The following is a 21,286-nucleotide window of genomic DNA, read 5'->3' as shown; positions in this document are numbered from 1 at the left end:
GACATGGCCCGTCCTGATCAGATCACCATTCGCGGTAGCTTGATGGCCGACAAGGAACTTGCCGGGCTGACTTGGCTGCGCGTGGGTGGCCCGGCCGACTGGCTGTTCATGCCCGCTGACGAAGACGATCTGGCGCATTTCCTGTCTGAACTGGACGCAGATATCCCGGTTTTTCCGATGGGTGTCGGCTCGAACCTGATCGTGCGTGATGGCGGCATCCGGGGCGTTGTGATCCGCATGGGGCGGGGCTTTAACGGGGTCGAGATTGACGGCCAAACCGTGACGGCAGGTGTGGCCGCGCTGGACGCTCAGGTCGCCAAGAAAGCCGCTGCTGAGGGCGTGGACCTAACCTTCCTGCGCACTATTCCGGGGGCAATCGGCGGCGCGGTTCGCATGAACGCCGGCTGCTATGGCTCTTATATTGCAGATGTTTTTCAATCTGCCACCGCGCTTACGCGGGCCGGCGAACGCGTGACGCTGACCGCTGATGACCTGCAGTTTCAATACCGCCAAAGCGAACTGCCTGACGGTTGGGTGGTGACCCAAGCCGTTCTGAAAGGCCCAGTGGGCGATTCCGAGGAGCTTTCCGCGCGGATGGAGGCCCAGCTCGCCAAGCGCGATGAAACCCAGCCCACCAGGGACCGCACAGCCGGGTCTACCTTCCGCAATCCGGCGGGCTTCAGCTCCACGGGGCGGGCGGATGACAGCCACGAATTGAAAGCCTGGAAGGTGATTGACGAGGCCGGAATGCGCGGCGCGACACGGGGCGGGGCGCAGATGAACCAGATGCATTCGAACTTCCTGACCAACACCGGTGATGCCACCGCTGCCGACCTTGAAGGACTGGGCGAAGAGGTCAGAAAAAAGGTTTACGAACACAGTGGCATAGAGCTACAATGGGAAATCAAGCGCGTAGGCGAACCGGTGGCAGAATAAACCGGGCGTAACACGCGGAAATGACGGCCAAAAAGGTCGGAAATTGAGGGGTCGGGCAGGCCCTGAAAACCGAAAAACAGACGCAGAAAACTGCGCGATATCTCGGTTCGGGGCGGTACGCCTCATGACAGACACCGTGGTTACACGGGATTGGCGCCGGAAACGGCAGAGCATTTGGGTCGCAGTGCGGCCGGGTACGAGGCATTACAGGCATGTCGGGTTCATCCGTCAGCAAAGTAGTCGTTTTGATGGGCGGTCCATCGGCCGAGCGCGAAGTGTCGCTCAGCTCGGGCGAGGAATGCGCCAAAGCGCTTTCGGGCGAGGGCTTTGAGGTCGTGAAAATCGACGCGGGCCCCGATCTGGCCGAACGTTTGAAAGCTGAAGCACCGGACGTCGTGTTTAACGCGCTGCATGGCCGTTGGGGCGAAGATGGCTGCGTGCAAGGCCTGCTGGAATGGCTGCAAATCCCTTACACCCATTCGGGCGTGTTGGCATCCTCGCTTGCGATGGACAAAGAGCGCGCCAAGGACACCTTCCGCGCCGCAGGTCTTCCCGTGGTGGCCAGTATTCTGGCCGACAAGGACGAGGTTCAGGCCCGTCACGTGATGGAGCCGCCCTATGTGGTGAAGCCTTACAACGAAGGCAGCTCGGTCGGGATTTACATCGTGCAAGAGGGCGCGAACACGCCCCCAAAACTGGCGCCGACCATGCCCGAAACCGTGATGGTGGAAACCTATGCGCCGGGGCGCGAGTTGACGACCACCGTGATGGGCGACCGCGCGCTTGGCGTGACCGACATCATCACCGACGGCTGGTATGACTATGACGCGAAATACGCAGAAGGCGGTTCGCGCCACGAAATCCCCGCCAACATCCCCGCCGAGATCGAAGCCGCCTGTCTGGATTATGCCCTGCGTGCACACACCGCACTTGGCTGTCGAGGTGTCAGCCGCACTGATTTCCGCTGGGACGAATCCCGCGGTCTGGACGGGCTGATCATTTTGGAAACCAACACGCAGCCGGGCATGACGCCGACCTCTTTGGCACCCGAACAGGGCGCGCATCAGGGGATGAGCTTCGGTGCGTTCTGCGCGTGGATGGTGGAGGACGCATCGTGCAACCGATGACTGCGCCTCAGCAAAACAAGCCAGACGCACAGCGCCGCGACCCGGCACCCTCGCGCCTCGCTTACAAGGCGCATCGCCTGTGGCTGACCCCGGTCTTCCGCGCCTTCCTGCGCGTGGGCCTGCCGGTCTTTGCGATCCTGATGGCGACGGGCTGGTACCTGTCCAACCCGACGAACCGCTATGCGATCGGCGAGAAGCTGACCAACGTGAAACGCTCGGTTCAGGAACGGCCTGAGTTCATGGTCAAGCTGATGGCCGTTGAAGGGGCAACGCCTGTCGTCGACAGCGCCGTACGTCAAATCCTGCCCATCGATTTCCCGATCTCCAGCTTCGATCTGGATCTTGAGCGTATGCGTGCCGAGATCATGAAACTGGACGTGATCGAGGATGCCGATCTGCGCATCCGTCCGGGTGGTGTGCTGGAAGTGGCCTTGACCGAACGCCAGCCGGTGATCCTGTGGCGCCATAGCGGTGTGATCGACATGCTGGACGCCGGCGGTCATCGCGTGGCCAGCCTGCTGGATCGTGCAGCGCGATCTGATCTGCCGCTGATCACCGGGAAGGGCGCTGCCGAGGCTGTCCCCGAAGCGCGCGCCATTCTTGATACAGCAGCCCCCCTACGTGGCGAGCTTCGTGGATTGATTCGCGTGGGCGAGCGCCGGTGGGATGTGGTTCTTAAAAGCGACCAGCGCATTCAGCTGCCTGCCGAAAATCCCGTGGCCGCATTGGAGCAAGTGATTGCCCTGCATCAGGCGCAAGACCTGTTTGGCCGCGATCTAAGCGTGATTGATATGAGAAATCCCCAGCGTCCCACGCTGCGTCTTGGCGCCACCGCCATGGACGAGCTGCGCCGCATCAAAGGGGTTCAGATTGAAGAGGTTTCCCAATGACCGATATTTACAGCCAGCAACGCGCCATGCGGGCCATGCGCGAAGCCGCCATGCAACGCGGTGTGATTGCCATTCTGGATATCGGCAGCGCCAAAGTGGGCTGTCTGGTCCTGCGCTTTGATGGGCCGGACCAGTTTCGCGACAGCGATGGGGTAGGGTCCTTGGCAGGGCAAAGCGCCTTTCGCGTGATCGGCGCCGCAACGACCCGGTCGCGCGGGGTCCGCTTTGGCGAGATCGACGCCATGGCCGAGACCGAGCGCGCCATCCGCACTGCAGTGCAGGCCGCGCAGAAGATGGCGAACCTGCGTGTTGACCATGTGATTGCCTGTTTCGCGGGCGCGAACCCGCGCAGCTATGGTTTGGATGGGGCGGTGGATCTGGATGGGCGCGCCGTGACCGAAGACGACGTGGCCCGCGTGTTGGCCTCCTGCGACATGCCCGACATCGGCGATGGGCGCGAGGTGCTGCACGCGCAGCCGGTGAACTTTGCATTGGATCACCGCTCGGGTCTGGGAGATCCGCGTGGACAGATCGGCAACCGTCTGGCGGTGGACATGCATGTGCTGACCGTGGATTCAGCCGTTATTCAGAACCTTCTGTACTGTATCAAGCGTTGCGATCTTGAGGTCGCGGGGCTGGCAAGTTCGGCCTATGTGTCCGGCATTTCGGCACTGGTCGAGGATGAGCAAGAGCTTGGCGCCGCCTGCATCGACCTCGGAGGTGGTTCAACTGGCATCTCTATCTTTATGAAAAAGCACATGATTTTCGCCGATAGCGTTCGGTTGGGCGGGGATCATGTGACCTCGGATATCTCGAAGGGGCTTCATGTGCCCTTGGCAACCGCCGAGCGGATCAAGTCCTTCTATGGCGGCGTTATCGCCACCGGAATGGATGACCGCGAGATGATTGAGATCGGCGGAGACACCGGCGATTGGGAGCATGACCGGCGCACCGTCAGCCGGGCCGAGTTGATCGGCATCATGCGCCCACGCGTCGAAGAAATTCTGGAAGAGGTGCGGATGCGCCTTGATGCTGCCGGGTTCGACCATCTGCCCAGCCAGTCCATCGTCCTGACGGGGGGCGGCAGCCAGATCCCGGGTTTGGACAGTCTGGCCCCGAAAATTCTGGGTCAGAATGTGCGCCTTGGTCGCCCGCTTCGGGTGCAGGGCTTGCCGCAGGCGGCGACCGGACCGGGCTTTGCCTCGGCCGTGGGCTTGTGCCTTTTCGCGGCTCACCCACAGGACGAATGGTGGGATTTCGAAATGCCGGCCGAGAACTATCCGGCGCGCAGTTTCCGCCGGGCGTTCAAGTGGTTCAAGGACAATTGGTGAGACTCACGCCGCACCGCAACATGCTGTGTCTTCGGCGAAATCCTGCTTAAAACCTTCATATTTCCTCAATATTTTGCGGTGAAACACCTGTTTAGGGCGTGACGAACCATGCAGTTTTGAGGTAATATGGAAAAAAAGAGGCAGTTACCGGCGATTCAGTCGGGATAACAACATATCAGCCGCCTTCGGGGCACATCGAAGCGGCACAGACCTATACAGGCGGAAAAATCATGACTTTGAACCTTACCATGCCCGGTCAGGAAGAGTTGAAACCTCGTATCACGGTGTTTGGCGTAGGCGGTGCTGGTGGCAACGCCGTCAACAACATGATCGAGAAGGAACTCGAGGGCGTAGAATTTGTAGTTGCAAACACAGACGCGCAGGCGCTTCAGCACTCGCGCGCAGCGGACCGCATCCAGATGGGTGTAAAGGTCACCGAAGGTCTGGGCGCAGGTGCCCGTGCCACGGTGGGTGCTGCAGCGGCTGAAGAAAGCATTGAACAGATCGTAGACCATCTGGCGGGCGCACATATGTGCTTCATCACCGCCGGTATGGGCGGCGGCACCGGCACCGGCGCAGCCCCGATCATCGCGCAGGCCGCCCGTGAACTGGGCGTGCTGACCGTAGGTGTTGTCACCAAACCCTTCCAGTTCGAAGGCGCCAAGCGCATGAAGCAGGCGGAAGACGGTGTCGAAGCCCTGCAGAAAATGGTCGACACGCTGATCATCATTCCGAACCAGAACCTGTTCCGTCTGGCCAACGAAAAGACGACCTTCACCGAGGCGTTCTCGATGGCAGATGACGTTCTGTATCAAGGTGTTAAGGGCGTGACGGACCTGATGGTTCGCCCCGGCCTGATCAACCTCGACTTTGCTGACGTTCGCGCCGTGATGGACGAGATGGGCAAAGCGATGATGGGCACCGGCGAAAGCACCGGCGAAGATCGTGCGGTTCAAGCAGCTGAGAAAGCCATCGCCAACCCGCTCTTGGACGAAATCAGCCTGCGTGGCGCGAAAGGTGTATTGATCAACATCACCGGCGGATACGACCTGACCCTGTTCGAACTGGACGAAGCAGCCAACCGCATTCGCGAGGAAGTGGATCCCGAGGCCAACATCATCGTTGGTTCGACGCTGGATGACAGCCTTGAAGGCGCAATGCGCGTGTCCGTTGTGGCCACTGGCATTGATGCCGCAGAGGTTCCGTTGGACATCCCGGTCCCGCGTCGTACGCTGGCCCAACCTTTGCAGTCGCCGATCGAGGTTGAGCAGAAGATGGAAGCAGAAGCCCCTGCTGCCGTAGCCGCTGCCGCTGAAATCGACGCAGCCCCGGTACATGCCGAAGCACCTGCTCCGATGACGGAAGAGGTTGCGGAAGCTCCTGCAGAACCGTCGCTCTTTGGTGACATGGAACAGCCCGCAGAAGTTGCCGCTCCGGCAGAGACCGCATACGACAACAGCTTCCCTGCAGAAACCGCAGGGGGCGATGTGCCGCCGCCGGTCTATCAGGCACGCGAAGAAGAAGCCGTGGATCCCCGCTTTGTCGAGGAACCCGCAGTGGCACAGTTCGTGGCCCCGAAACCGGCCGCACCTGGCACCCCGTCGCCCGAGGCAATGGCACGCCTGCAGGCCGCCGTGCAGAACCAGCCGCGCGCTGGTCAGCCGATGCAATCGGCCGCACCCGCACAGCCCACCGCGGCTCCGCAGGAGAAAGCCCGCTTCGGAATTAACTCGCTGATCAACCGTATGACCGGTTCGGGCGCTGCCGATGGCACTGTCCGCTCGCAGCCTCCGGTACAAAGCGAGCAGCCCGTGCAGCATCAGGCACCTGCCGCTGACCCCGAGCAAGACAAGGTCGAGATCCCAGCGTTCCTGCGCCGTCAGGCCAACTGAGCCGGTTAAAACCCCTAGAAATCAAACCGCTGCGCAGAAATGTGTGGCGGTTTTTTCGTTGTGAATGCGGTTGGTCCGGATTGGTTTGGGCGGCGTGTTAATCTTCGTTTATGTTTCATTTGCGAAATACCGCCTGTTTTCGTTGCTGCTAAACTGTGGTGGTCTGGGAAGTGCAGGTATGAAAAATAATAATAAATACAAATGCTTGCCGTGGTTTCGAGGGGTGTGCGCGGTTTTTCGCGCAGGTTACAGGTCATGTTACAAACCGTTACAGAGGTTTGAATTGTGATTAACTTCCCAGAGGTCTACCCACATTGCCACCGGTCGTACGCGATTGCGACGCACCCGATCAGAGGCAACGAAAGAGGCGCCACGTGCAAACCACTGTAGCCAGCACAGTCAGTTTTAACGGTACCGGATTGCATTCCGGCCGCCCGGTTCGCATGAAGGTTCAGCCTGCATCGGCCGAATATGGCATCTGGTTCAAACGCACAGATGTCGACGATCGGGATAATCTGATTTCGGTGCATTGGGCCTCGGGCGTGCCGTCGCCTTTGTGCACAGTGATCCGCAACGAGGCAGGTGTTGAAGTCCGCACCATCGAACACATCATGGCGGCCCTTGCAGGCTGCGGAATTCATAATGCTCTGATCGAGATCGATGGCCCCGAAGTGCCGATCATGGACGGCAGCGCGGCGCGGTTCGTGGATGGGCTGATCAAGGCCGGACAACGCGAGCTGGCTGCACCCGTGCGTGTGATCGAAGTGCTTGAGCCCGTGGAATATCGCGATGGCGACGCCTGGGCGCGGTTGGAGCCGTCGGATGGGTTCCAGATCGATTTCCATATTTCATTCCCTGACGCCGCCATCGGCACGCAAGAGATGAGCCTGGACATGTCCAACGGCAATTTCGTGCGCGAGCTGTCGGATTGCCGTACCTTTTGCCGTCAGGCAGATGTGGACGCGATGCACGAAGCAGGGCTTGCCCTTGGTGGCACCTACGAGAACGCCGTCGTTGTTGACGGCGATCGGGTTCTGTCCCCGGGTGGTTTGCGGCGCGCGGACGAAGCCGTGCGTCATAAAATGCTGGATGCACTGGGCGATCTGGCTTTGGCTGGGGCGCCGCTGCGTGCCCGCTATATCGGTCACCGTGCCGGTCACGCCATGACCAACAAGCTGCTGCGCACCCTGTTTGACACCCCCGGTGCGTGGCGTCTGGTGGAATGCGATGGTCAGGACGCAGGCAAGCTGCCTGGTGTGGGCGTGTGCCGCTCTGATCTGCCGATGACGGCCTGATCTGGCCATCTGGAGATCATGCGACCCGGCAATGCCAGCGGTATTGCCATTGGAACAACGATCAAACATTGCAGGTTTCGGATAAACTCTTCCAACATCGCTGAATTTTGGTGTGCAAACCATTTTGCCTTCAAAATTTCTGTGCTAGGACTCGCTGGAAGATGTCGGAATTATTCTATCGGCAGAAAACAGTTGGGGTAGCACCGGTTATGATCCGCGTGAAATTGGGCAAATCCGTTAGTATTGCACTGGTATCCGGCTTGGTTTTGACAGGCTGCGGCGGTGGTTCTGGCAGCTTGGGATTCGGAAGTCTGGGCGGCAGCTCGGGATTCGGGGGCGACGGCTCGGGCGGTGGTATCTTTGGCTCTCGCATTGAAAAACGCCCGATCGATCAGTGGAGCGCAGAAGAGATCTTCAAGCGCGGCGAATATGATCTTGAGCGTGGCGACCCTGACAAAGCGGCAAAATGGTTTGGCGAGGTCGAGCGCCTTTACCCCTATTCGGAATGGGCCAAGCGCGCGCTGATCATGCAGGCGTTTTCGCACCACAAAGACAAAGAATACGAACTGGCCCGCTCTACGGCACAGCGCTATATCGACACCTATCCGGGGGACGAAGATGCGGCCTATGCGCAGTATATTCTGGCCATCAGCTATTATGACCAGATTGATCTGATCGGGCGTGATCAGGGTCTGACCTATCAAGCGCTTCAAGCCTTGCGTGCCGTGATCGAACGCTACCCCGACAGCGAATACGCCAAGTCCGCGATTCTGAAATTTGACCTGGCCTTTGATCATTTGGCGGCCAAGGAAATGGAAATCGGGCGCTATTACCTGAAGCGCAAGCACTATTCGGCCTCGATCAACCGGTTCCGCATCGTGGTTGAGCAGTTCCAGACCACCACCCATGTGGCCGAAGCCTTGCACCGCTTGGTCGAAGCGTATCTGTCGCTGGGTCTGGAGAGCGAGGCCCAAACCGCGGGCGCGATCCTGGGGCACAACTTCCAGTCGACCGACTGGTATGAAGACAGCTATCGTCTGCTGACCGACCGCGGGTTGAAGCCGGAAGCCAAGGGCAACAGCTGGCTGCGTCAGGTTTATCGTCAGATGATCAAGGGCGAATGGCTCTGATCGGGTGGGGCCACATGGCCCGCCGGACGGTTCTCGGGCAAAGCGCTGACGGGGCTTAGGATGCTACGGTCTCTGGACATTCGGGATATGCTGATCATCGACCGGTTGGAACTTGAGTTTCAGCCGGGCTTGAACGTGCTGACCGGCGAAACCGGGGCCGGTAAATCCATTCTTCTGGACAGTCTGGGATTTGTGCTGGGCTGGCGCGGGCGCGCTGATCTGGTCCGCGCAGGTGCCGATCAAGGCGAGGTTGTCGCCGAGTTCGATCTGCCCAGTGAACATCCCGCCCGTGCTGTATTGGAAGAGGCCGGGATCCCCGTAGCGGACGAGCTTGTGCTGCGCCGGATCAACCGGTCGGACGGCCGCAAGACCGCGTGGGTCAATGATCGCCGCGCCAGTGGCGAGGTGCTACGCGCTTTGTCCGACAGCTTGGTCGAGCTGCATGGTCAGCAGGACGACAAGGGACTTCTGAATCCGCGCGTCCACCGACTGCTTCTGGATGAATTCGCCGGATTGGGAGGTTCTGTTGACGGGGTGAGAACCGCATGGCGGTCCGTCGCGCAGGCCGCCAAGTCTCTGGATGAAGCACGGGTACGGATCGAGGCTGCAAAGGCCGAGGAAGAGTTCCTGCGCCATGCGGTCGACGAACTGGACAGCCTAGACCCGCAGCCCGGAGAAGATGCAGAACTGGACGCGCGCCGCCGCCTGATGCAAGGGGCCGAGCGGATCGGGGAAGACATCTCGCGCGCGCATCAGGCGCTTGGCACCGGCGAGGGGGCCGAGGCGCGCCTGGGCGACGCTTTGCGTTGGCTGGAAGGCGCGGCAGAGCAGGCCGGCGACACGCTCGACGCGCCCATTGCCGCCTTGGGCAGGGCATTGGATGAACTGGGTGAAGCCGTATCGGGCGTGGAAGCCGCGATCGACAGCCTGTCTTTCAATCCACATGAGCTGGAGCAGGTAGAAGAGCGCCTTTTCGCCATTCGCGCGATGGCGCGGAAGCATCAGACAACCCCGGACGAGTTGGGCGTGTTTGCCGAAGACCTGCGCGGACGACTGGCCGCTTTAGACGCAGGCGCGGACGAAATCGCGGGGCTAGAGACTGCTTTGGCCGACGCGCGTGCGCAGTATGACAAGGCGGCCCAAGCGCTGTCCAAGGCACGTCAGGGCGCTGCAATTCGGTTGGATCAGGCGATGGGGGCAGAACTTGCTCCGCTCAAGATGGAACGCGCTGTTTTTACGACGGACATCACGGCGGCAGAGCCAGGTCCAGATGGCGTGGATGCGGTTACTTTCACGGTCGCCACGAACCCCGGCGCGCCCTCGGGGCCGCTGAACAAAATCGCCTCGGGCGGGGAACTTAGTCGGTTCCTGTTGGCCCTGAAAGTCTGCCTGACGCGCGACGCAACCGGACTGACCATGATCTTTGACGAGATTGACCGCGGCGTGGGTGGGGCAACCGCTGATGCAGTTGGCCGACGTTTGGCCGATCTGGCGTCGGCCGGGCAAGTGCTGGTCGTGACCCACAGCCCGCAAGTGGCCGCTCTTGGCGGGCATCACTGGCGGGTCAGCAAATCGGTCACAGACGGTGTGACACTGTCCACCGTGTCACACTTGTCGTCTGATCAGCGCGTGGACGAGATTGCTCGGATGATCTCGGGCGATACGATCACCGATGCCGCCAAGGCTGCCGCAAAAGAGTTGCTGGCGGGTTAAGCTTAGTTGCGCGGAGGAACCAGCTTGCCGGGGTTCAGGATGTTCTTTGGATCGAGCGCCGTCTTGATGTCGCCCATCAGCGCCCAGCCGTCCCCATGTTCCTCTTTCATCAGGTGCAGCTTGCCCATGCCCACCCCATGTTCCCCGGTAATAGTGCCCTCATATTTCAACGCTCTCAGGCTCATCCGTTCGGCAAGGGATTTGGCCTCGGCCATTTCAGCGGGGCTATCGGGATCAATCAGCAGGATGGCGTGGAAATTGCCATCTCCGACATGGCCCAGAATGGGGCCGGGAATGGTCGAAGCCTCAATATCCGCGCGGGTCTCTTCAACGGCCTGCGCCAATTGAGAAATCGGCACGCAGATATCCGTGACCAGCGCGCGCGCACCCGGGCGCAGACTTTGCACAGCATAAAAGGCGTGATGGCGGATCTTCCACAGCGCGTTGCGATCTTCGGTCTTGGTCGCGTGCTCATAGCCCGTTGCGCCAAAATCGCGCGCAATCTCGCGGAAAATGTCGCTGTCTTCCTGGACGGTATTGCGGCTGCCGTGAAACTCGACCAGTAGATGCGGGCATTCATCCATCTCGGTCCCGGCATATTGGTTGAATGCGCGGGCGGTCGCCTCGTCCACGAATTCAATCCGCGCCACAGCAAGCCCCATCTGGATGACCTGCTGCACGGCCCCAACGGCTGAGGCCATGTTGGGAAAGGCACAGATCCCGGCGCGGATTTCCTCGGGTTGGCCATGCAGGCGCAGGGTCAGCTCGGTGATGATGCCCAGTGTGCCTTCGGACCCCAGAAACAGCGCTGTCAGATCATAGCCGGACGAAGATTTCGCCGCGCGTGACCCGGTGTGGATTACCCGCCCATCGGCCAGCACCACAGTCAGCCCCAGAACGTTCTGGCGCATCGACCCATAGCGCACAGTTGTCGTGCCGGAGGCGCGCGTGGCAGCCATCCCCCCCAACGTCGCGTTGGCGCCTGGATCCACCGGGAAGAACACGCCAAGCGTGCGCAGTTCATGGTTAAGCTCTTCGCGAGTCAGCCCCGGCTGCACTACTGCAATCATGTCGCCCGGATCTTGCGACAGCACCTGATTCATCCGCGTCATGTCCAAACACACACCACCCTTGGTGGCGCTTGTATGCCCCTCTAATGACGTTCCGGCCCCGAACGGGATCACTGGCATTCCGGTCTGGCTGCAGACTTGCAGAATCCGGCTGACTTCATTGGTATTCTCGGGCCAGACCACAATATCCGGCGGTGCAGGGCGAAAATGAGTCTCTGACCCGCCATGTTGATCCAGAACAGGCTTGGACCGGCTGATACGATCGCCTAGAAATGACGAAAGCTCGGTGAACGCGGTGTCGATGGCCATCCCATCCTCCCCTGAGAAACCGGAACAACTTATGGTAAATGAAGGACCATTGGAAGGGTTCTACACGCGCAGCGCAATGATAAAACAGATAAAATTCATATTGGGCGAGCGCATCCGGGTTCTGGGCGGTAAAACGCGTGAGGCATGGCGTGTGTTGGTTGAAAAGGGACCCAGTCAGATGCAGTTCTGGCTGATCGCACTGGTTATTGGTGTGGCCTCAGGCGCAGCGGCGCTTGGGTTTCGTAAAAGCATCGAGGTTTTGCAGGCGACGCTTTATGGGACCGATGACCTTGCACATCTTCACAGCTTTGCCGAAACGCTGCCGTGGTATTGGATTTTGCTTCTGCCCACGTTTGGTGGTTTGGTAGTCGGGTTGATCCTGAACTGGTTCACCCATGATGGCCGCGTGCGCGCGGTGGCCGATGTGATCGAGGGCGCGGCCCTATGGGAAGGCCGGGTTGAAAAGCGTGCCGGCCTGGGATCTGCGCTGGCCTCTCTTGTCACGCTGTCCACGGGGGGGTCATCCGGCCGCGAGGGTCCCGTCGTCCACCTAGCCGCGGTGATCTCTAGCTGGATATCTGCCCGGATCAACGCCAACGGCATCACCGGGCGCGACCTGCTGGGCTGCGCGGTGGCGGGCGCGGTTTCTGCCAGCTTCAATGCGCCCATCGCCGGTGCCCTGTTTGCGCTTGAAGTCGTGCTGCGCCACTTCGCCGTCCACGCCTTCGCGCCCATCGCCATCGCCGCCGTGTCAGGCACCGTGATCAACCGCCTTGAATATGGCGGCGTGACCGAATTCGTGCTGCCTGCAGAAGGCACGCTGGCCTTCTATATCGAGCTACCCGCATTCCTGATCCTTGGGCTTGTCTCGGGCATTGTTGCCGTGATTCTGATGCGCTCGATTTTCTGGGCCGAGGATTTGGGCAATACCGTACAGGATCGCCTGCGCCTGCCGCGTATATTGCGTCCCGCGGTGTCGGGGTTTCTGCTGGGGGCCATCGCGATCTTCTTCCCGCATATCATCGGCGTTGGCTATGAAACGACCTCGGCGGCGCTGACGGGCAGTCTGACGGCCGGTGTCGCAATTTTGTTCGTGGCGGTGAAGGTCGCCGCCGTGGCCATTACGATGGCTGGGCGCATGGGGGGCGGGGTGTTCTCCCCAGCCCTGATGGTGGGGGCTTTGACCGGGCTGGCCTTCGGGATTATTGCCACGGCGATCTTCCCGGAAGTCTCAGGGTCCGAAACCCTTTATGCCCTTGCTGGCATGGGCGCGGTTGCGGCGGCCGTGTTGGGGGCGCCGATTTCCACCACAATGATCGTGTTCGAATTGACCGGAGACTGGCAGACCGGGATTGCCGTGATGTCTGCCGTGTCCCTGTCGACCGCGCTGGCCAGCCAGCTGGTCGATCGCAGCTTCTTCTTGACCCAGCTCGAGCGCCGCAACATCCACCTTGCCGCGGGACCGCAAGCTTACCTCTTGTCCACGGTGCGCGTGGCTCAGGTGATGCGTGATCGGAACCATACGCGCGCGGCAGGCGAGGAACATTGCTGGGAATTGATCGAAGCAGGCATCTACGTGGACGGCAACACGACGCTGGAAGTCGTTATGCCGATGTTTGAAGCCACAAGCGAGCGCTTTATCCCGGTCGTTACTCTCGGCGGGGAAGGCGACCCGCCCGAGCTATGGGGCGCCATCTTCCATGTCGATGCGCTGAAAGCCTTCAACCGCGCGCTTGCAGAAACTGCGGCCGAGGAACACTCCTGACCCGGCTTGCGTATTTTCTTGCCAGAAATATCCCGGGGTGAATGCGCGTAGCGCAGAGGGGCAGCGCCCCTTACAGGCTCACGATGTGAGCCACCGAACGCCTTTACCCCAACGCCCGCGACAACGCACAGAATCCTTCCACGTCAATTTCTTCCGCGCGCGAAGTTGGCTTGATCCCGACCGAGGTCAGGACGTCCTCGATCTCGGGATGCAAGCCCTTTAGCGAGGCGCGCAGCATCTTGCGCCGTTGCCCGAAGGCTTTGGCGACCACGGCTTGTAACTTGCTTGCATCGGCCTCGAAGCGCGGAGCGGGCAGGGCGTCCAGATGCACCACGGCCGAGTGGATTTTCGGCGGTGGTGTGAAGGCCTCAGGGGGCAGTTCCATCACCACGCGCGGGGTGGTGCGCCATTGGGCCAGAACGGCCAGACGCCCGTACTTCTTTGATCCCGGCTGGGCGACGATGCGCTCGGCCACTTCTTTTTGGAACATCAGGGTCAGGCTGGACCAGGCAGGGGGCCAGCTGGGGGGCGTCAGCCACCGCACCAGCAGCTCGGTGCCCACGTTGTAGGGTAGGTTGGCGACGATGCGAATGGGCGGCGTCAGATGTTCCAGAGGGTCCAATTCCAACGCGTCGGCATTCACCACTTCAAGCCGTCCCGGATAGGCGGCGGCGATTTCGGCAAGGGGCGCCATGGCGCGGCTGTCTTTTTCGACCGCCAGCACTTTGCGTGCGCCCTCGACCAAAAGACCTCGGGTCAAGCCACCGGGGCCGGGGCCGACTTCCAGCACATCGCATCCCGACAGATCCCCCGCCATCCGGGCGATCTTGGCGGTCAGGTTCAGATCCAGAAGAAAGTTCTGGCCCAGAGACTTCTTCGCGACCAATCCGTGAGTATTGATCACCTCGCGTAGGGGGGGAAGCCCGTCGATCTGGCTCATGATGTGCTCTCCTGTCGGCGGGCAAGGCCCATTTGGTGGGCCATGCGCAGGGCGTTGATCAAAGATGTCGCGTCCGCAGTGCCGGTGCCCGCGATGTCATAGGCGGTGCCATGGTCGGGCGAGGTGCGCACGAAGGGCAGGCCCAAGGTGACGTTGACGCCGCCGGCAAAGTCGATCGTCTTGATCGGGATCAGCGCTTGGTCGTGATACATGCAGACCGCCGCGTCATAGCCCGCGCGGGCGCTGGCGTGGAACATGGTGTCGGCGGGCAGGGGCCCCAGCAGATCCAGCCCCTCGGCACGTAGATCATTCAGCAGGGGCGTAATCAAGTCGATCTCGTCCATCCCCATCGCGCCGCCTTCACCCGCATGGGGGTTCAGACCCGCGACGGCGATGCGCGGCGCGGCGTGACCGAAATCGCGGATCAGGGCGGCGTGGGTGGTGCGGATGACCTGTTCCAGCGTTTCGCGGGTCAGTGCAGCGGGCACCTCGGACAGGGCGATATGGATTGTAGCAGGGACAACGCGAAGTTCGTCACAGGCCAACATCATCACAACATCGGCGTCGCTGGCCAGATGCGACAGGTATTCGGTGTGGCCCGGGAAAGGGAAACCCGCCCCGTCCTTCAACGCTTTCTTGTTGATCGGGTTGGTGCAGACCGCAAGCGCCTCGCCCTGCTGGGTCAACCCTACTGCGCGGGCGATGACATCGATCACAGCTTGCGCGTGTTCGGGCTGGGCAGCGCCGGGTACGCGGGGGGATTGGAAATCATGCGGAAACACCGGCAGGGACATGGCGCCATGCGCCCCGGCAGGATGGTCGATTTTCGTGAAGGCGACACCTTCAGGCAGGTGGCGCGGGTCGCCAATCAGAAAGAACGGCACGTCCCCTTGCAGCGCTGCAAAGGCCTTGGCGGCGATCTCGGGTCCGACACCCGCGGGTTCGCCCATGGTCAAAGCCACGGGCGGGACAGGGCCGGACGCGCTGTTGTCAGCGGTCATTGCGCGTTAAATTCCTCGATAAACGCGGCGGCGCGCAGTTCTTCCAGATACGCGACCGAGAAGGCCTGCAAACGCTGGTTTTGCAGGCGAACCTTCAACTGGTCACGGCTGACATCTTCAGGCAGTTCGCGGCTGCGCGAACACAGCATCAGATAGACTAGGTTTTGACCATCGGACGAGGTCAGCGCGGTCGATGCTTCGCCTTCATCAAGCTGGGCCAACTCAACCGCATAGCGGGTGGGCAGTTCGCCAACAGGTACGGACTCGCGTTGAATTTGCGCTTCGGTCGATCCGGGGAACAGGCCGAATAGATCGTTGCAGCTGTCCGTTTTGGCGTGGATCTCAGCGGCCTGCGCCAGCGCTTGGGCGCTGCGCCCGCCCGGAATCATCAGGGCCGCATAGTCAACTTTGACATCTGCAGGTGTGGGGCGGTCAACCTCTTCAATAGCGCGCAGCTGGAAGACGGCGACGCCGTTCTGAACCGGAACCGGGTCGGTCACGTGGCCGGGTTCCAGTGCGACGACCTGCGCAGCAACCGCGGGGGGCAAATCCGACAGGTCCATCCAGTTCAAGCGCCCTGAACGACCGGCTGACTGCGACACGGACGACTGACGTGCTTGTGTTGCAAAAGCACCCAACGTCGTGATTTCCGACAGCTGCGCAGCGCGCGCGTTGGCGTCCTGCACGGCCTCGGGGTTTTCGGCGGGCAACACGATCTCGGACAGCAAGACGCGGACGTTTTGACCTGGTGCGGTCAGCGACAGCTGGCGGTCAATTTCGTCCTCGGTGACCCGGATGCGCCCCTGCCAGCGTTTACGCACAAACGCGCGCCACGCCAGACCGTTGGCAACGAAGTCTCGGAAGGTTTCCGGGGCGACGTCGGCCTGAGCGATGATCTTGTTGAAATCCTCTACCTTCAGATTGAAACGGCCTGTGAACTCGGTCATGCCGGCCAGCACTTCCTCGGCTGTGACAGATACGTCAGCGGCATCAGCGGCCTGACGTTGCAAGGCTTCGTCGGTCAGCTGTTTCAGTGCCAGCTCGCGCAGGTTTCCTGGCGCACGTAACACGGTTAGAAATGCCATGCGCTGTGACAGCTGGTACGAGGTAATCACGCTGTCATTGATCTTGGCCACGGGCGCGAAAATGTTTTGTGCATGCGCAGGCTCCACGCCCAATCCGGCCATAGAAATCAGACCGAAGACCAGGCCGGAAGCCGCACAGGTCCATGCCGACGCGGTCGAATTGCGCAATGTCTGGTGCGCTTTAGATTGGCTAAGAAATCCCATCGGTATTTTCCTGTATCGCATAACGCTCGTAATTTCTGATCTCGATCCCCGGCGTTTCAGTTGCGCGGGCTTCAGCCGTTGCATTTATTCACCGCAGCGCCGCGGCCGCTTCCAAATCCGATCAATTCGAATTGCAGACCAAAATCAGTTGTTGGCTCTACATTAATAGAGGTTGTGAAGCGACGCGAGAGGGAAAGATCAACCGAAAGACATTCATTTCGGTACTCTACGCCGAAACTGGCGCGGGTGGCCTGTTTTTCCTCGACGTCAAAGCTTCCGTCGGCTGTGATGGTCCAGAAGTCGCCAACCTTCCAAGAGCTGTCCAGCCGCAGCTCGTGGGTCGGTGTCAGGCGGTTCTCGTCCACATCATCGATCACCCAGATATGGGTTGCGCCCAGTTGAAATTGATCAGTCAACCATGCGGCGCGGGTCTCGGACTTGGTCAGGCCAAAATCGTCATCCAGAAGCGCACGCCCCTGAACCGAGATATGCCCGCCATTGTTAACCGCCACCCCCAAAAGCCAATCCGAATTCTGACCCGATAGGCCGGACGCATCGGTGAACTGGCCCAGATCCACTTCGCGGAAGACACGGCCCGCGGCCAAGGTGAAGCCCCAACCCGACGGAGTGTGACGCGTCCAGCTTAGACCCAGCGCGGCGCGCAGGCCTTCCTCGCGTCGGTCGCTGCCCGGAAAGCGGTTTAGGTCAAACAGATTGCCCTGATCATACTCGACGAACTGGCTGTCTTCATTGGGAATATCCGCGCCAACCTGTTCGGACCACGCCAGTGCGGCCACGGGCTCCAACACGTCTACTGCGCCTCCAGCGGTGACACGCGACAGCGGCCAGCGTAACGTCACGCCTGCAGATGGTGCGGCGAAGCTTTGCTCGGTCTGATAGTTGCTGTCCTGCTCGATCCAATAGACATCCGCGTCCAGCCCGGCCTGACCTTCGATCACCAGGCCCGCTGGGCCGATCCAGTCCCGCCGCCAATTGAGGCCCGCGCCTATACGCGCCACGTCTCGGCCCAGAATATCCAGTTGGCTTTCACGGAAATGGGCCTGCCATGACAGGTTGGTGCGCAGTTCGCCACCGATAAATCCACCGGGATGGAAGCGGCGTTCATAGAAGGCGTCAATCTGCGCAAAGGGCAGCTGGTCCGAAATCGGAAGCTCGGACGCACGCAACGTGTCATAGCGCGTGATCCCCGCGAAGACGAACTCGTCCCGGCGCGCGCGCATGATTTCGATGGCATTGCGCAAACGGTCTTGATCGGAATAGCCGTAGTCCAACAAATACCCCGGATCCGAAACCTCTTGCAGCTGAAAGGACAAGGTGAAGTCGTAGGGCAGTTGGAATTCGCCCTCGCCAAACACATAGAAACGGGTCTCGTCTTCCAGAATGCTGTCTTGGCTAACGGCCCCATTGACCAGAATGTCGCCCGAACGGAAGGCCTGACGATAGCGCAGCTCTAACGTGCGGGATTTGTCAGCGATATAGGGCGACACTGTAAGGTCCGCATGATCACCAAGCTTGATGAAATAGGGAACGGACAGGCCGAACCCAAGGGTCGTGTTGGTGCGAATCTTGGGCGTCAGAAACCCGGTAGCGCGATTCAGCGTGGGATCCGGCAGGCGCAAGCGCGGCAGATAGAAGATCGGCACATCCGCCACACGAAGCTGCGCGTGATGGAAATACAGTTGGCGCTCGTTCTCATCGTGGACAACACGTTCGGCACGGATCTGCCATAGGGGCACCGGATTTTTCGCGCAGACATTGCAGGAGGAAGCGGCGACGCGCGACAATTGGGTATAGCGGTCTTGCACGCGATTGATCTGGGCGGCAGCAATCTGCAACTGCTGATCCAGCACCAGACGTGCGCTTTTCAGGATGCCATTGCGCAGATCCGCAGAAAGGGTTGCTTCATCGGCCACCAAAATCGTGCCATCAGGACGGGTGATGGTGATCGGGCCGGTGATGGATAGCGTGTTTGTCGGCTTGTCATAGATGACCCGCGTTGCGGTCAGGCGTGAGCCCTCGAACAACACAACGACATTGCCTTCGGCCACCAGCCCGCCATTGCCGACAACGCGCACGTGATCCGCGATCAAGCTGGCGGTCTGGGCGGCGACCGGGGCCGGTGTCAGCGCAAGGGTGCTGACCGAGCCAGCAAGCAGGGCCAGCGCCAAACGTCCGGCGCGTAGGTGCTGTGACAGGCCCATCAGCCGTCCTCCAGATGCAAAAGAATGCCCAACGGCAAAAGGATCGCTGCAATCGGCGGCGCCCAAGCGGCCAGAAGGATTGGGATCTGGCCGTTTTCTCCGAGGATCTGTGCGAAGTTGCGAATGAAATAGACCCCGAACCCCATCATCAGCGCAAACAGGACCATGATGCCGGTGCGGCCAAAACGGGTGTGGCGCATGGTAAAGCCCGCGCCAATCAGGACCATTGCGACCAGAAAGACCGGAAGGGCCAGTTCCATTTGCAGCCAGACGCGGTGCGCGCGGGCGGAAAAGCCTGCGGCCTCGAGCTGCCCAATGAAGCGTGGCAGATCCCAGATCGAGATCGAGCTGGGCTTGCCGAAACTGTCGCGGATCTGTTCCTGAGTCAGGTTGGATGCCAGCGTGAACATCGGATATTCAATGGCCGTATTTTCGGGGTTGGCGTCGCTGATCAGATCCCAGACCTTCGCGCCACGGATGGCCCAATGCCCAGGTTCCAACTTGGCACTTGCGGCTTCAATGCGCAGCGTCGGCGGACCTTCTGGTGCGAAGGAAAAGAAGGTGACGTCGAAAAGCTCGGTCCCTTCCAGGTTCGAGCGGTCCGCCCGGATCACAGTCTGGCCGGTTTCATTGCCCTGGCGCAACCACACACCGTCCGAGGCGATCGACAATACCGATGCTCCACCGCCTTTGTATTGCGCCGAGATGCGTTCGTATTTCTTGTTGGTTCCAGCGGTAATCGGGTTGCCAACCGCCACCGCCAGTATGCCGAACAGGAACACCGTTACGACGGGCGAAATCAGCGTCATCAGCGCCGAACGTCCCGCCGCCCGTGTCACCACCATTTCCGAACTGCGCGCAAGGCTCAGGAACATCCACAGTGTCGACAAGATCACCACCAGCGGCAGGATGCGATACATCCAAAGCGGTGCATGCAGCAGTGTCAGCTCCAACACCTTGGCAAACCCAATCGCCGCAGCATCGAACTTGCGCATGCTTTCGACCATATCCAGCAACACAAATATGATCGCCAGCACCAGCAGCATGCTGAGGAACGAGCGCAGGAAGCGGCGGGCGATATAGAGATGCAACCTCATGCGTTTGCCTCGGATACTTGACGACCACGTTCACGCAATGTGCGACGGCGTCGGCGTAGATCGGACAGCGAAGGGCGCGTGGCCATATAAAGGACCACAGCGTTGAACACCGCCCCCACAAGGGTCGCCACATAGACCAACATGACACCGCCTTCGGTACGGCGCGCCAGATCAAGCATGGAATTGTCGAGCGACTGCAACACCGCCACCACCGCAAGCGCGATGACCACCTGTCGCCATAGTCCAAATCGACTGAAGCCCGCCACGATCAGCATGGAATAGCCTGCCATGGCTGTCACGATTGAATAGAGCGCTTGGGCATTGCGGAAGTGTCCTTCGGCCCGCAGGGCGGCGCGGGTTTCGCCGGTCTCGACCATCGTTGCGATGGGCGGGTTCAACAGCTCGTGTGTATAAATCTGGGTGATCGTGCGGGCACCGGCGTCGGCGCCGCTAATCAGCGAGGCGATGTTATAGGTGAAATCCTCGAACCGGGTGGTGGTCAGGCGCTGGCTTTCATTGTTGATGACCTGCGCCAACCCGTCAAACATCACAAGTCGCGGGCCAAGGTCGGTCTTCACGATCAGGGCGCGGCGGGCGGTGTAGGTATAGCTTTGCTCGTCGTCCCGTTCATCTGACAAGAAAATGTCAAACAGCTCGCCCGCCGGGCTGATCTCGCGGATGTACAGCGTGATGCCTTCGGCGGGGTGCACAAAGCTGCCTTCGGTCACGAAACGCGCGGTAATATTCTCGGAAATCTCGGCCTGGCGTTCGGCAAAGCGCAGCTGGCTCATCGGCACAAGGATGTGGGTCAACAGAAGCATGAACACGGCAGTTAGCAGCCCGAAGACCAACACAGGGCGCGCCAGACGAAAAGGGCCGTATCCTGCAGCCTGCGCCACAACCAACTCGCTTTCCGAATTCAACCGGTTCGTGACCGACACGGCGGCGGCAAAGGATGCAATCGGGATGATGAACACGATCACGCCGGGCAGGATCATCGCAGAGAACTCAAGAAATACCAGCGCAGTCTGGCCGTTGGCGATCAGCTGATCAAACAGCAATACCGCCCGGTTCACCCAAAAGAGCAACACCAGGACAAGCCCGTAGAAGCCGAACAGCACCACAAGCTGCGACAGCATATAACGGTCGAATCTGGCCACGTTCCCCCCTGAGAACCCAATATCTTGTGGTCTGGTTTCTAAACCATCCGACCGGCGGGGAAAACTGCTATCTGGTCAAACCTGTGGTGGGGGGCTACCAATGGCAGAAACCTGCCAAA

Annotated in this window: 16 protein-coding genes; 9 read left to right on the top strand and 7 right to left on the bottom strand. The window is 60.5% G+C overall.

What is annotated here, in order from left to right; all coding sequences use genetic code 11:
* The first annotated feature begins 3 nt into the window (after window positions 1-3).
* The 8 genes from murB to recN all read left to right on the top strand — a co-directional run bounded on the left by murB (window position 4) and on the right by recN (window position 10,314).
* On the top strand, window positions 4-936 hold the full coding sequence (murB, locus tag MWU53_RS05555; RefSeq protein ID WP_247091256.1) for a UDP-N-acetylmuramate dehydrogenase: 933 nt from the start codon (window positions 4-6) through the stop codon (window positions 934-936).
* 212 nt (window positions 937-1,148) lie between these two features.
* Window positions 1,149-2,063, top strand: a complete 915-nt coding sequence (locus MWU53_RS05550; protein ID WP_247091254.1) for a D-alanine--D-alanine ligase — start codon at window positions 1,149-1,151, stop codon at window positions 2,061-2,063.
* A complete protein-coding gene (locus tag MWU53_RS05545; RefSeq protein WP_247091776.1) occupies window positions 2,060-2,953 on the top strand; it encodes a cell division protein FtsQ/DivIB in 894 nt (297 codons plus the stop codon). The genes MWU53_RS05550 and MWU53_RS05545 overlap by 4 nt, the downstream gene beginning before the upstream one ends.
* Window positions 2,950-4,284 (top strand): cell division protein FtsA, encoded by a 1,335-nt coding sequence (ftsA, locus tag MWU53_RS05540; protein WP_247091252.1) that lies wholly within the window; start codon window positions 2,950-2,952, stop codon window positions 4,282-4,284. Before MWU53_RS05545 ends, ftsA begins: the two co-directional genes overlap by 4 nt.
* A 230-nt stretch (window positions 4,285-4,514) precedes the next feature.
* Window positions 4,515-6,176, top strand: coding sequence for a cell division protein FtsZ (gene ftsZ / locus MWU53_RS05535; protein ID WP_247091250.1), 1,662 nt, complete (start codon window positions 4,515-4,517; stop codon window positions 6,174-6,176).
* A 374-nt stretch (window positions 6,177-6,550) separates the two neighbouring features.
* Complete coding sequence (gene lpxC / locus MWU53_RS05530; RefSeq protein ID WP_247091248.1) at window positions 6,551-7,471, top strand: UDP-3-O-acyl-N-acetylglucosamine deacetylase; 921 nt, start codon at window positions 6,551-6,553, stop codon at window positions 7,469-7,471.
* A 161-nt stretch (window positions 7,472-7,632) separates the two neighbouring features.
* Window positions 7,633-8,601, top strand: coding sequence for an outer membrane protein assembly factor BamD (locus tag MWU53_RS05525; RefSeq protein ID WP_247091245.1), 969 nt, complete (start codon window positions 7,633-7,635; stop codon window positions 8,599-8,601).
* Between the two features lie 60 nt (window positions 8,602-8,661).
* The gene (gene recN / locus MWU53_RS05520; RefSeq protein WP_247091243.1) at window positions 8,662-10,314 is read left to right on the top strand and encodes a DNA repair protein RecN; all 1,653 of its coding nucleotides are present in this window, start codon (window positions 8,662-8,664) and stop codon (window positions 10,312-10,314) included.
* Between the two features lie 2 nt (window positions 10,315-10,316).
* Here recN and MWU53_RS05515 read toward each other — a convergent pair whose 3' ends face one another.
* The gene (locus tag MWU53_RS05515) at window positions 10,317-11,693 is read right to left on the bottom strand and encodes an FAD-linked oxidase C-terminal domain-containing protein (RefSeq protein WP_247091241.1); all 1,377 of its coding nucleotides are present in this window, start codon (window positions 11,691-11,693) and stop codon (window positions 10,317-10,319) included.
* A gap of 178 nt (window positions 11,694-11,871) precedes the next feature.
* Here MWU53_RS05515 and MWU53_RS05510 point away from each other — a divergent pair, with 178 nt between their 5' ends.
* A complete protein-coding gene (locus MWU53_RS05510; protein ID WP_247091774.1) occupies window positions 11,872-13,458 on the top strand; it encodes a chloride channel protein in 1,587 nt (528 codons plus the stop codon).
* A gap of 103 nt (window positions 13,459-13,561) precedes the next feature.
* Here the strand turns inward: MWU53_RS05510 and rsmA are convergent, their stop codons facing one another.
* The 6 genes from rsmA to MWU53_RS05480 form a co-directional block, all read right to left on the bottom strand.
* Entirely contained in the window at window positions 13,562-14,398 is an 837-nt protein-coding gene (gene rsmA / locus MWU53_RS05505; RefSeq protein WP_247091240.1) for a 16S rRNA (adenine(1518)-N(6)/adenine(1519)-N(6))-dimethyltransferase RsmA, read from the bottom strand.
* A complete protein-coding gene (pdxA, locus tag MWU53_RS05500; RefSeq protein ID WP_247091239.1) occupies window positions 14,395-15,399 on the bottom strand; it encodes a 4-hydroxythreonine-4-phosphate dehydrogenase PdxA in 1,005 nt (334 codons plus the stop codon). Before pdxA ends, rsmA begins: the two co-directional genes overlap by 4 nt.
* A complete protein-coding gene (locus MWU53_RS05495) occupies window positions 15,396-16,688 on the bottom strand; it encodes a peptidylprolyl isomerase (RefSeq protein ID WP_247091238.1) in 1,293 nt (430 codons plus the stop codon). Before MWU53_RS05495 ends, pdxA begins: the two co-directional genes overlap by 4 nt.
* Before the next feature lie 71 nt (window positions 16,689-16,759).
* On the bottom strand, window positions 16,760-18,910 hold the full coding sequence (gene lptD, locus MWU53_RS05490; protein ID WP_247091237.1) for an LPS assembly protein LptD: 2,151 nt from the start codon (window positions 18,908-18,910) through the stop codon (window positions 16,760-16,762).
* On the bottom strand, window positions 18,910-20,007 hold the full coding sequence (lptG, locus tag MWU53_RS05485) for an LPS export ABC transporter permease LptG (RefSeq protein ID WP_247091235.1): 1,098 nt from the start codon (window positions 20,005-20,007) through the stop codon (window positions 18,910-18,912). Before lptG ends, lptD begins: the two co-directional genes overlap by 1 nt.
* Window positions 20,004-21,167: an LptF/LptG family permease gene (locus MWU53_RS05480; protein ID WP_247091233.1), complete on the bottom strand. Its 1,164-nt coding sequence runs from the start codon at window positions 21,165-21,167 to the stop codon at window positions 20,004-20,006. Before MWU53_RS05480 ends, lptG begins: the two co-directional genes overlap by 4 nt.
* Window positions 21,168-21,286: the final 119 nt, after the last annotated feature.

The organism is Aliiroseovarius sp. S1123 (assembly GCF_023015885.1).
Classification (GTDB): domain Bacteria; phylum Pseudomonadota; class Alphaproteobacteria; order Rhodobacterales; family Rhodobacteraceae; genus Aliiroseovarius.
Note: the sequence above shows the minus strand (reverse complement) of the source record. Positions and strands in the feature narration are given on the sequence as shown.